General features: G+C 66.9%; 9 protein-coding genes. All 9 read left to right on the top strand.

Going from position 1 to position 12,537, the window contains the following annotated elements; genetic code table 11:
• The first annotated feature begins 132 nt into the window (after positions 1-132).
• A complete protein-coding gene (gene cyoA / locus SGCZBJ_RS06840; protein WP_101717279.1) occupies positions 133-1,170 on the top strand; it encodes a ubiquinol oxidase subunit II in 1,038 nt (345 codons plus the stop codon).
• 19 nt (positions 1,171-1,189) lie between these two features.
• Positions 1,190-3,187 (top strand): cytochrome o ubiquinol oxidase subunit I, encoded by a 1,998-nt coding sequence (gene cyoB / locus SGCZBJ_RS06835; protein ID WP_101717278.1) that lies wholly within the window; start codon positions 1,190-1,192, stop codon positions 3,185-3,187.
• Positions 3,188-3,190: 3 nt separating this feature from the next.
• A complete protein-coding gene (gene cyoC / locus SGCZBJ_RS06830; RefSeq protein ID WP_101717277.1) occupies positions 3,191-3,814 on the top strand; it encodes a cytochrome o ubiquinol oxidase subunit III in 624 nt (207 codons plus the stop codon).
• Positions 3,811-4,209: a cytochrome o ubiquinol oxidase subunit IV gene (cyoD, locus tag SGCZBJ_RS06825; RefSeq protein ID WP_101717276.1), complete on the top strand. Its 399-nt coding sequence runs from the start codon at positions 3,811-3,813 to the stop codon at positions 4,207-4,209. Before cyoC ends, cyoD begins: the two co-directional genes overlap by 4 nt.
• Positions 4,206-4,949, top strand: a complete 744-nt coding sequence (locus SGCZBJ_RS06820) for an SURF1 family protein (RefSeq protein WP_205685334.1) — start codon at positions 4,206-4,208, stop codon at positions 4,947-4,949. Before cyoD ends, SGCZBJ_RS06820 begins: the two co-directional genes overlap by 4 nt.
• Complete coding sequence (locus tag SGCZBJ_RS06815) at positions 4,946-6,301, top strand: ATP-binding protein (RefSeq protein ID WP_101717275.1); 1,356 nt, start codon at positions 4,946-4,948, stop codon at positions 6,299-6,301. The genes SGCZBJ_RS06820 and SGCZBJ_RS06815 overlap by 4 nt, the downstream gene beginning before the upstream one ends.
• Complete coding sequence (locus tag SGCZBJ_RS06810; RefSeq protein ID WP_101717274.1) at positions 6,291-6,824, top strand: response regulator transcription factor; 534 nt, start codon at positions 6,291-6,293, stop codon at positions 6,822-6,824. Before SGCZBJ_RS06815 ends, SGCZBJ_RS06810 begins: the two co-directional genes overlap by 11 nt.
• Positions 6,825-6,927: 103 nt before the next feature.
• The gene (locus tag SGCZBJ_RS06805; RefSeq protein ID WP_133149205.1) at positions 6,928-9,078 is read left to right on the top strand and encodes a TonB-dependent receptor plug domain-containing protein; all 2,151 of its coding nucleotides are present in this window, start codon (positions 6,928-6,930) and stop codon (positions 9,076-9,078) included.
• Positions 9,079-9,495: 417 nt separating this feature from the next.
• On the top strand, positions 9,496-12,537 hold a 3,042-nt coding region (locus tag SGCZBJ_RS06800; RefSeq protein WP_117590372.1), incomplete at its 3' end, for a beta strand repeat-containing protein.

Genomic DNA, 12,537 nt, shown 5'->3' with positions numbered 1-12,537 from the left:
TTGAGGCCTCTTCGGCTCCGCTCGGAGAACACGGCTTCGTGTGCTAAGGCTGCCCCTAGGACAAATGGTCCAATGTCACGCACTGGCGGACTGGCTTAACGGCGCCGCCAACGTCCGTAGTCCAGGTCCCTCATGACACCGAGTTCCTTCAAGAAGCTCGCCCTGTTGCCCGTGCTGCTCCTGCTGAGCGGCTGCGACTGGGTGGTGATGAATCCGTCGGGTGATATCGCCGCGCAGCAGCGCGACCTGATCATCCTGTCCACCGTGCTGATGCTGATCATCATCGTGCCGGTGATCTTCCTCACCCTGTTCTTCGCCTGGAAGTACCGGCAGTCCAACAAGGCGGCCAAGTACGATCCCGACTGGCACCACTCGACCAAGCTCGAGATCGTGATCTGGGCCGCCCCGCTGGTGATCATCATGATCCTGGGCGCGGTGACCTGGACCAGCACCCACCTGCTGGACCCGTACCGTCCGCTCGACCGCCTGGCCCCGGGCCGCACCGCCGAAGGCGTCAAGCCGCTGAAGGTGCAGGTCGTCGCCCTCGACTGGAAGTGGATGTTCATCTACCCGGAACTGGGCATCGCCACGGTCAACGAACTGGCTGCGCCGGTCGACACCCCGATCGACTTCGACCTGACCGCCTCGTCGGTGATGAACTCGTTCTACGTGCCCGCCCTGGCCGGCCAGATCTACGCCATGCCGGGCATGCGCACGAAGCTGCACGCCGTGATCAACAAGCCGGGCGTCTATGACGGCTTCTCGGCCAACTACAGCGGCGAGGGCTTCTCGCACATGCGCTTCAAGTTCCACGGTATGAGCAACGCGGAATTCCAGAAGTGGGCTGACGACGTTCGCAAGAGCAACGACCGCCTCGACGGGACCCGCTACCTGGTGCTCGAGAAGCCCAGCGAGAAGGTTCCTCCCCAGCGCTTCGCTTCGGTCGAGGCCGGCCTGTTCGACAAGGCGGTCAACCGCTGCGTCGAGCCGGGCAAGATGTGCCAGCACGACATGATGGCCATCGACAAGTCGGGCGGCCTGGGCATGGAGGGCGTCTACAACGTCACCACGCTCGAATACGACAAGCGGACCCGGCGCGGGGAGGGCGGCATCCGCTCGTTCATCGCCGCGCTCTGCGCCCCCAAGTCCGCGCCCGCCGAAGCGCGCTGATCAAGCCTAGAGATCATTCATGTCCCCGGACCTCGTAAAAACGATCTTCGGCCGTCTCACATGGGACGCCATCCCCCTTCACGAACCGATCCTGATCGGCACGTTCGCCATGGTCGCCCTGGGTGGGATCACCGTCCTGGCCGCCCTGACCTACTTCAAGGTCTGGGGCTACCTGTGGCGTGAGTGGCTGACCAGCGTCGACCACAAGAAGATCGGGGTGATGTACATCATCCTGGCCATCATCATGCTGCTACGCGGCTTCGCCGACGCCCTGATGATGCGCGCCCAGCAGGCCATCGCCTTCGGCGACGCGGCCGGCTACCTGCCGCCGCACCACTACGACCAGGTCTTCACCGCCCACGGCGTGATCATGATCTTCTTCGTGGCGATGCCGCTGATCACCGGCCTGATGAACCTCGTCGTGCCGCTGCAGATCGGCGCCCGCGACGTGGCCTTCCCGTTCCTGAACAACTTCAGCTTCTGGATGACGGTCGGCGGCGCCATCACGGTGATGCTGTCGCTGTTCGTCGGCGAGTTCGCCCGCACCGGCTGGCTCGCTTACCCGCCACTGTCTGGGTTGGCGTACAGTCCAGACGTAGGGGTCGACTACTACATCTGGTCACTGCAGATCGCGGGCGTGGGCACCACCCTGTCGGGCATCAACCTGATCGTCACGATCGTGAAGATGCGCGCCCCGGGCATGAGCCTGATGAAGATGCCGGTGTTCACCTGGACCTCGCTGTGCAGCAACGTCCTGATCGTCGCCAGCTTCCCGATCCTGACCGCCGTCCTGGCCCTGCTGTCGTCTGACCGCTACCTCGGCACCAACTTCTTCACGAACGACTTCGGCGGCAACCCGATGATGTACGTGAACCTCATCTGGATCTGGGGTCACCCCGAGGTCTACATCCTGGTGCTGCCGGCCTTCGGCGTGTTCTCGGAAGTCGTCTCGACCTTCTGCAGCAAGCGCCTGTTCGGTTACAGCTCGATGGTCTACGCCACGGTCGTCATCACGATCCTGTCGTACATCGTGTGGCTGCACCACTTCTTCACCATGGGCTCGGGCGCCAGCGTGAACTCGTTCTTCGGGATCACGACGATGATCATCTCGATCCCGACAGGGGCGAAGATCTTCAACTGGCTGTTCACGATGTACCGCGGCCGCATCCGCTTCGAAGTGCCGATGATGTGGACCGTCGGCTTCATGGTCACCTTCGTCATCGGCGGCATGACCGGCGTCCTGCTGGCCGTCCCGCCCGCCGATTTCGTCCTGCATAACTCGCTGTTCCTGATCGCCCACTTCCACAACGTGATCATCGGCGGCGTGGTGTTCGGCATGTTCGCCGGCATCGTGTACTGGTTCCCGAAAGCCTTCGGCTTCAAGCTGGATCCGTTCTGGGGCAAGCTGTCGTTCTGGTTCTGGCAGATCGGCTTCTTCTTCGCCTTCATGCCGCTCTACGTGCTGGGCCTGATGGGCGTGACGCGCCGCGTCAGCCACTTCGAAGACCACAGCCTGCAGATCTGGTTCGTGATCTCGGCCTTCGGCGCCGTGCTGATCCTGTTCGGCATCATCTCGTTCGTGATGCAGATGGTCGTCGGCTTCATGAAGCGCGAGCAGTACGCCGACAAGACGGGCGACCCCTGGGGCGGCCGTACGCTGGAATGGTCGACCTCGTCGCCGCCGCCGGCCTACAACTTCGCGTTCACGCCGGTCATCCACGAGATCGACGCCTGGCACGACATGAAGCAGCGCGGCTATGTCCGCCCGACGACCGGGTTCATCCCGATCCACATGCCGAAGAACACCGGCGCGGGCGTCGTCCTGGCCGGGATCTCGGTGGTCGTCGGCTTCGCGATGATCTGGCAGATCTGGTGGCTGGCGGTGATCTCGTTCGTGGCTCTCGTGGCCTCGGCGATCATCCACACCTTCAACTTCAAGCGTGACTACTACATTCCGGCCGAGGAGGTCGTCCGTGTCGAGGACGCCCGCACCGAAGCCCTGCGGAGCCTCGCGTAACCCATGGCCCACGCCCAAGCCCTGACCGAAGCGGACAAGGACCGCTTCTACCTCACCGAGGACCACCATCCGGAGAACGGGACCCTGCTGGGGTTCTGGATCTACCTGATGAGCGACTGCCTGATCTTCGCGGTCCTCTTCGCCTGTTACGCCGTGCTCGGCCGCAACTATGCGGCCGGCCCCTCGGGGGCGGATCTGTTCGATCTGCCCATCGTGGCGGTCAACACCGCGCTGCTGCTGTTCTCGTCGATCACCTACGGCTTCGCCATGATCTCGGCCCAGGCCAAGAAGGTGAAGCCGACCCTGGCCTGGCTTGCCGTCACCGGCCTGCTGGGTCTCGGGTTCCTGTCGCTGGAACTGTACGAGTTCAACCACCTCATCCATGAGGGCGCCGGTCCGCAGCGCAGCGCGTTCCTGTCGTCGTTCTTCGTGCTCGTCGGCACCCACGGCCTGCACGTGACCTTCGGCTGCATCTGGCTGGTCACCCTGATGGTCCAGGTCGCCAAGCGCGGCCTCGGCGTCGAGATGAAGCGTCGCCTGATGTGCCTGTCGATGTTCTGGCACTTCCTCGACGTCATCTGGATCGGCGTCTTCTCGTTCGTCTACCTGCTCGGAGTCCTGAAATGAGCGCGGCCAGCCACGACGCGCACGAAGCGCATGACGACCACGGGCACGGCCACGAAGATGGCGGCGCCCACGGCACGCTGAAGGACTATGTGATCGGCTTCGTGCTGGCGGTGATCCTCACCGCCATCCCGTTCTGGCTGGTCATGGCCGACGTGCTGCCCAGCCACCAGATGACCGCCCTGGCGGTCATGGGCCTGGCGGTGATCCAGGTGCTGGTCCACATGATCTACTTCCTTCACATGAACTCGCGTTCGGAAGGCGGCTGGACCATGCTGGCCCTGGTGTTCACCCTGGTCGTGGTGGTGATCACGCTCTCGGGGTCGCTGTGGGTGATGCACAACCTCGACACCCACATGATGGCGCCGATGCCGCACGACATGCGGGAAGTTCCGTGACGAAGTCCGGCGGCCGAGCCGCCCGGACGATCGCCCTGGTCGGGCTCTGCCTGGCCTTCACGGCGATCTTCCTGGCGCTCGGCGGCTGGCAGGTCCAGCGCAGGGCCTGGAAGCTCGACCTGATCGCCCGGGTCGAGCAGCGCATCCACGCAGAGCCCGCCCCGCCGCCTGGTCCAGGCCGCTGGGCGGGCCTCTCGCAGGCCAGCGACGGCTATCGCCGCCTGCGCCTGACCGGGCGCTTCGCCCACGACCGCGAGACCCTGGTCCAGGCCGTGACGACCGAAGGCCCCGGTTTCTGGGTCATGACCCCCCTCCATACCGACCGGGGCTTTGACGTCCTGGTCAATCGCGGCTTCGTCCCGGCCGAGCGCCGCGCGCCGGCTGCGCGTCTGGCCGCCCAGGTCGAAGGACCGGTGAGCGTCGTCGGCCTGCTGCGCCTGACCGAGCCTCACGGCGGTTTCCTGCGCGCCAACGCTCCGGCCGAGAACCGCTGGTACTCGCGCGACGTCGCCGCCATCGGGCAGGCGAGGGGGCTTTCGAACCTCGCGCCCTATTTCGTCGACGCCGACGCCGCGCCCAATCCCGGCGGCTGGCCGATCGGCGGCCTGACCGTGGTGAAGTTCCCCAACAGCCACCTCGTCTACATGCTCACCTGGTTCGGCCTGGCGCTGCTGACCGGCGGGGCGGCCGTCTATGTTCTGCTCGACGCGCGCCGGAACCGGGTTAAAGAGACCCCATGACGCCGACCGCCCGCATCCTGATCGCCGGCATGTCGGGCTGGCTTTCGGGGGCGCGGGCCGCGGACAACGCGGCGGGGCCTGCCGACGCCATCGCCCGCCAGAACATGCTTCAGCTGATCCACCTGCGCTGGATCGCCGTGGTCGGCCAGGTGGTCACGATCCTGGCGGTGCATTTCAGCCTGGGTTTCCACCTGCCGCTGGCGGCGATGATGCTGGTGCTGGCGGCGCTGGTGGTGCTGAACCTCTTCAGCCTGCTGCGCCTGAAGAGCGCCAAGCCGATCGGCCCCTACGACCTCTTCCTGGCCCTGGCGCTCGATTCCCTGGCCCTGACGGCCCAGCTCTATTTCAGCGGCGGGGCGACCAACCCGTTCACGACCCTCTACCTGCTGCACGTGATCCTGGGGGTGGTTCTGCTCGAGGTCTGGGCGACCTGGGCGATCGTGTTCCTGACCAGCTTCTGCTTCCTGCTGCTGGTGGCCGCCAACCGCCCGGTGATCGCCACTGGGCTCAGCGACCAGGCGTTCTTCGGCCTGTTCATCATGGGGATGATGATGGGCGTCGTGCTGGACGCGGTGCTGCTGGTGACCTTCGTCTCGCGCATCAACAGCAACCTGCGCCGCCACGACGCGCACCTGGCCGAGCTGCGCCAGCGGGCGGCGGAAGAGACCCACATCGTCCGCATGGGCCTTCTGGCCTCGGGCGCCGCGCACGAGCTGGGCACGCCGCTGGCGACGCTGGACGTCATCCTGGGCGACTGGCGGCGCATGAAGGTGTTCGCCAAGCACCCGGAGCTGGCTCAGGAGCTCGAGGACATGCGTGGCGAGGTCAAGCGCTGCAAGGACATCGTCACCGGCGTGCTGCTATCGGCCGGCGAGGCCCGCAGCGGCGAGGTGCGCGCCAGCACCCTGCGCGCCTTCCTCGACGAGGTGGTCGACGAGTGGCGCGCCACCCGCGACGGCGAGGTGCTGACCTACGCGCCGGACCTCTCGGGCGTCGTGCCGATCGTCGCGGAATCGACGCTCAAGCAGGTGATCCACAACGTGCTCGACAACGCGCGGGACGCCTCGCCCCACGCGGTGCGGATGGGCGCCCACGTCGCCGACGGCTGGATCGTCGTCACGGTCGAGGACCAGGGGCCAGGCTTCACGGCCGAGACCCTGGAGAACCTCGGCACGCCCTACAATTCGACCAAGGGCAGGGCAGGGGGCGGTCTAGGCCTCTTCCTGGTGGTCAACGTGCTGCGCAAGCTGGGCGGCGAGGTGGCCGCGGCCAACCGTCCCGAGGGCGGCGCGCGCGTGGTCCTGAGCCTGCCCCTGGCGTCGTTGCAGATCGGGAGGCGTCATGCCCGCTGAGCGCAAGCTGATCATCGTCGAGGACGACGAGAAGTTCGCCGCCACGCTCAAGAAGTCGTTCGAGCGGCGGGGCTATCAGGTGGTGCACGTGCATGGCCTGGACGAGGCCCTGGTGGCGCTGGAGACCTTCTCGCCGCGCTACGCCGTGGTCGACCTGAAGCTGGCCGGCGAGTCGGGCCTGGCCTGCGTGCAGGCGCTGATCGGGCGTGATCCGGAGATGCTGATCGTGGTGCTGACCGGCTTCGCCAGCATCGCCACCGCGGTCGAGGCCATCAAGCTGGGCGCCTGCCATTACCTGGCCAAGCCCTCGAACACCGACGACATCGAGGCCGCCTTCGACAAGCGCGAGGGCGACGCCGGCGCGGTGATCGGCGAGCGCGCGACCTCGATCAAGAACCTGGAATGGGAGCGGATCCACCAGACCCTGGTCGAGACCGACTTCAACATCTCCGAGACGGCCCGGCGGCTGGGCATGCATCGCCGGACCCTGGCGCGCAAGCTGGAGAAGCGCCGGATCACCTGAGGCCACATTACGGCCCCGCTTTTATTTACAACAAAGTGCATAAGAGGCTTGCAACTCGCGGCTGTGATGCGGCTGGATGCGCTTGATGTATTGGCTGCTTCTCATGTCCGCCTTGCCTGCCGACGCGCCGCAGGCCGCCGCCGCGGCGAGCGCCGCGGTCGAGGAGGGCGACGACGCGGCCGTCCGGCTGTCCGGCGTCGAGGTGCAGGCGAGGCGTGGCGCGGCGAAGACGCCGCCCGAGACCGAACTCTCCCCCGACGACATCGAGGCCCTCGGCGCCTACGACATCAGCGAGGCGCTGGATCGCATCAGTTCGGCCTACGGCATGACCGATCCGCCCGTGGTGATCGTCAACGGACGCCGGGTGCAGAACGCCGGCGACTACATGACCTTTCCGCCCGACGCCCTGTCGCGGGTCGAGCTGCTGCCCGAGCAGGCCGCCGGGCTCTACGGCGCCGATCCGGGGCGACGGGTGGTCAACATCGTCCTCAAGCGCAACTTCCAGAGCCGCGACGGACAGCTGGCCGATGCGCGCCCGACGGCCGGCGGCCGCACGTCTCAGATGGCCGACGTTCGGCGCTCGGCGATCGCCAACGGGAACACCAGCCAGCTGGGCGTTCGCCTGAGCAGCGACACCTCGCTGCGCGCCGACGAGCGTCCGGACTACCTGCGTGACAACCCGCAGGCCCAGGGCGCGACCCTGAGGCCGGAGAGCACCTCGGTGACGGCGAACATGTCGGTCAATCGTCGGTTCGGAGAGTGGCAGGGCGCGTTCAGCGCCAGCGCGCGGGCCCAGAGCGACCAGTCGATCTCGCGTCGCGACGACACTCTGGCGCGCCTGCGCGGACAGCAGCGCGGCGTGACCGTCAGCGCCGGCGGCAACGGCGAGATCAAGGGCTGGTCGGTACGCGTGGGCCTTGACGGCCAGGCCTCGCGCGGCAGCCAGGAAGGGCTGACCGACCGCAAGACCGACAACCGCACCATCGCCCTCAACCTGTCGGCCGACCGGCCCCTGCTCGACCTGCCGGCCGGCCGGCTGACCATGGACCTCAGCGGTCGCGTCTCGCGGACCAGCTCGACCAGCGCCGTCGACGGGACCTCGACCGAGCGGACGGCCGACACCGCCGACATGCGCGGCGGGCTGACGATCCCGTTGCTGCGCGCCCCGCAGCCGGGCGAGGAGGCCGGTCGCGTCAACCTTGGCGGCGCCTCGCTGAACCTAAGCGGCAACCTGCGCCGGCAGACCGGCTCGGGCGGAGGAGGGGGCCTGACCGGCGCGCTCTCGTGGTCGCCGGTCAAGCAGCTGCGGCTGAACGGTTCGTGGTCGAGAACCTACGACGCGCCGTCGGACCAGCAGCTCTTCGATGCGCCCTATTACGGCGACCCCATCGTCGTGTTCGACTTCGCCACCGGCCAGTCGGTCGAGATCCTGCCGATGTACGGCGGCAATCCCAACCTGAAGGGCCAGACCAGCGAGCGGTTCGCGCTGAGCCTGTCGGCAGGTCCGTTCACGCCCTGGCGGCTGGCGGGGAACATCAACTACCGCACCTCCGACAGCCGCGACGGCGTCAGCAGCCTGCCGGGGGTGACTCCGGCGGTCGAAGCGGCCTTTCCCGAACGCTTCCAGCGGGACGCCGACGGGCGGCTGACCGGTATCGACCAGCGCTCGATCAACCTGCTGTCGTCACGATCGGAGGTCCTGGCCTCGGGCGTGAACTTCAATGTACCGTTCGGCGGCAAGACCCCTTCGCCAAGCGCCGCCAGCCTGAGGGCGTCGCTGAACCACACCTTGCAGCTGAAGAAGACGACCACGATCCGCGCGGGCTACCCCGTGATGGACCATCTGGCCGGCGACGGGGGCGGGACGGCGCACAACGAGTTTTCGGCCACGCTCGACGCCCGCCGCGACAAATGGACGCTGAACGCCAGCGCGCGGTGGCGGCAGGCCTATCGCACCCGCCGCGACACCGGCGTCGATGGCCAAAGCGACCTGCGGGTCTCCGACTTCACCCGGATCGACCTCAAGCTCGGCTATATGCTCGCCACGCCCGCGTCCAGACAGCCCCCGTCCACTGGAGCCGCCGCCACCACGCCGCGCGCCTCGGGCCTGCGTCTGGGCCTGGAAATCGAGAACCTGCTGGATGCGCGCCTTCGCGCCAGGCTGGGCGACGGTCGACCCGCTCCCGGCTACGGCCGCTACGACCAGGACGCGATCGGCAGGGTCATACGCGTCACCTTGCGCGGTCGTTTCTGACCACAGCGAGTTTTCGAGGCGCTCCACCCTGGCGAAAGCCTAGTAAATTTCAACGATTATCTTCGCATCACATAATTGCGGCCGCCATTGAGGCATTCACCATAATGAATTCTGCATGACGACTTGTCATTGCTAAGGCCGGATGATTGACGCGAAGCTGAACTGAGCCGATCGCTAGCCGCTGTTTCGCTTCGCGTAGGCGCCTCGCGCTCCAGGAATGTCTTCGATCGGCGGCGGGAAGGGCGAAAAGCCACATCCCGACAACCGGCCGCAAACTTCACCGATCCGCGCGCACGCCTCCGACGCCGACCCCGGACCCGGTATCCGTCTCCCCCGTCGACGTTGTGATCGAGGCTTCGTTTTGGATCGCGCGGACGAGCCCTCACGGGACGCGCGCGGAGCGTTCGGGAGCAAGTCATGGCCGACATAGACATCACCGCACCAGGCAGTTCGACGACCGTAAACGGCGTGATCATCACGCGCGGCGACGCGATCGGTTCGGGCACCGGCAACTACGACCCGTTCCTCGCCATCGGCGACAATGACGGCAATGAGAACGGCTTCAACACCGACGCGAACGGCGTGCTGAACACCGACCAGAGCAAGACCAGCAGCCTGACCTTCAACCAGATCCCCATCCGGGTGATCAACGGCGTGCAGTACCTGGAATTCCGGCTGGATCTCAACGAGACCAACGCCAATCCGCTGACCGCTCTGAACGCGATGAAGATCTACTATTCGTCGGCCGCGGCCGTCGGCGCGGACTTCAACGCCGGTACGCAGGAACTGGGCGCGGCCTTCACCAAAATCTTCGACCTCGACGCCGGCGGCGACAAGACGCTGCTGATGGACGCCTTCTCGTCGGGCAGCGGCAATGACGACTACATCTTCTATGTGCCGGTCTCGCTGTTCGGCGGCGCTGACCTGAGCACCGCCTACATCACTATGTACGCCGAATTCGGCCGGCCCGGCACGGCCTACGGCGCCGACGACGGCTTCGAGGAGTTCAACACCGAAAAGGCCGCCATCATCAGCGGCGTCAAGTTCCTCGACGCCGACGGCGACGGGGTCAAGGACGCCGGCGAGGCGGGCCTGGGCGGCTGGACCATCTTCGTCGACGAAAACAAGAACGGCGTGCTCGACGCGGGCGAACGCTCGACGGTCACCAAGGCCGACGGCACGTTCCAGATCGGCGGCCTGCCGCTGTCGCTGGGCACGGTGCAGGTCGACGAGGTGCTGCAGGACGGCTGGACCCAGACCACGGGCGCCTTCGAGACCGTCACTCTCAGCCAGGCCACGACCTACAATGTCGAGATCGGCAACCAGCCGATCCCCCCGCAGGTGGACGTGGTCAAGACGGCCGGCACGCGCACTGACGGCGACGGCAATGGCGACGACGCTGGCGACACCCAGGTGTTCAACTTCACGGTCACCAACACCGGCACGATCAAGCTGCTGAACGTCACCCTGGTGGACGACAACGGCACGCCCGGAAACACCGCCGACGACATCCCGATCGTCCTGGCCGGCCTCACCGACCAGGACGGCGACGGCCAGGCCGACGACCTCGCGGTCGGCGCCTCGGCGACCGGCAGCCTGCTGCACGTGTTCACCCAGGCCGAGATCGAGGCCGGCGGCTACACCAACACCGGCACGGCCACGGGCTCGTCGGCCAGCGGCATCTCGGTCTCGGACAGCGATCCGGAAACCGTGACCCTGACCCGCAACCCGGCGCTGAACATCACCAAGGACGCTTCCGTCCCCGGCGGCACGGCCGACGCGGCGGGCGAACAGATCAGCTACACGATCACCGTGGCCAATACCGGCAACGTGATGCTCGATGGCGTCACCGTCACCGACCCCTACGCGGACGCCGGCTCGATCATGCGCGGCGCTGACCTGGTCGGCGACAACGACGCCCTGCTGGAAGTCGGTGAAACCTGGCGCTACACGGCCAAGCACACGGTCACGCAGGCCGAGATCGACTCCAACGGCAGCGGTGATGGGCAGCTGGAAAACACGGCCACGGCCGACTCCAACCAGACCGGACCGGATACCGACGACGCCAGCGTGCCCGTCGACCGCCGGCCCAGCCTGAACATCACCAAGGACGCGACCGTCCCTGGCGGCACCGCCGACGCGGCGGGCGAGCAGATCAGTTACGTCATCACCGTCGCCAACACCGGCAACACCACGCTGGACGGCGTGACGGTCACCGACCCTTACGCCGACGCCGGCTCGATCATGCGCGGTGCGGATGTCGTGGGCGACAACGACGCCCTCCTGGAGGTCGGCGAAACCTGGGGCTACACGGCCAAACACACGGTCACGCAAGCCGAGATCGACTCCAACGGCGGCGGTGATGGGCAGCTGGAAAACACGGCCACGGCCGACTCCAACCAGACCGGACCCGACACCGACGACGCCAGCGTGCCCGTCGACCGCCGGCCCAGCCTGAACATCACCAAGGATGCGACGGTCCCCGGCGGCACCGCCGATGCGGCCGGTGAACAGATCAGCTACGTCATCACCGTGGCCAACACCGGCAACACCACCTTGGACGGCGTGACGGTCACCGACCCTTACGCCGACGCCGGCTCGATCATGCGCGGTGCGGATATCGTCGGTGACAACGACGGCCTGCTGGAGGTCGGCGAAACCTGGGGTTACACGGCCAAGCACACGGTCACCCAGGCCGAGCTCGACTCGAACGGCGGCGGCGACGGACTGCTGGAGAATGTGGCCACGGCCGACTCCAACCAGACCGGCCCCGACACCGACGACGCCAGCGTCCCGGTCGCCCCGCGGCCCAGCCTCAACATCACCAAGGACGCCACTGTCCCTGGCGGCACGGCCGACGCGGCGGGCGAGCAGATCAGTTACGTCATCACCGTCGCCAACACCGGCAACACCACCTTGGACGGCGTGACGGTCACCGATCCCTATGCCGACGCCGGCTCGATCATGCGCGGCGCTGATGTGGTGGGCGACAATGACGCCCTGCTCGAAGTGGGCGAGACCTGGGGCTACACGGCCAAACACACGGTCACCCAGGCCGAGATCGATTCCAACGGCGGCGGCGACGGCGCCCTGGAGAACACGGCCACGGCCGATTCCAACCAGACTGGGCCCGACACCGACGACGCCAGCGTGCCCGTCGATCGCCGGCCCAGCCTGAACATCACCAAGGACGCGACGGTCCCCGGAGGAACCGCCGACGCAGCCGGTGAACAGATCAGCTACGTCATTACCGTGGCCAACACCGGCAACATCACCTTGGACGGCGTGACGGTCACCGATCCCTATGCCGACGCCGGCTCGATCATGCGCGGCGCTGATGTGGTGGGCGACAATGACGCCCTGCTCGAAGTGGGCGAGACCTGGGGCTACACGGCCAAACACACGGTCACCCAGGCCGAGATCGATTCCAACGGCGGCGGCGACGGCGCCCTGGAGAAC

The sequence above is a fragment of the Caulobacter zeae genome (genome assembly GCF_002858925.1).
Classification (GTDB): Bacteria; Pseudomonadota; Alphaproteobacteria; order Caulobacterales; family Caulobacteraceae; genus Caulobacter; species Caulobacter zeae.
The sequence above is the reverse complement of the archived record's forward strand: the minus strand, read 5'-3'. Positions and strand labels throughout refer to the sequence as shown.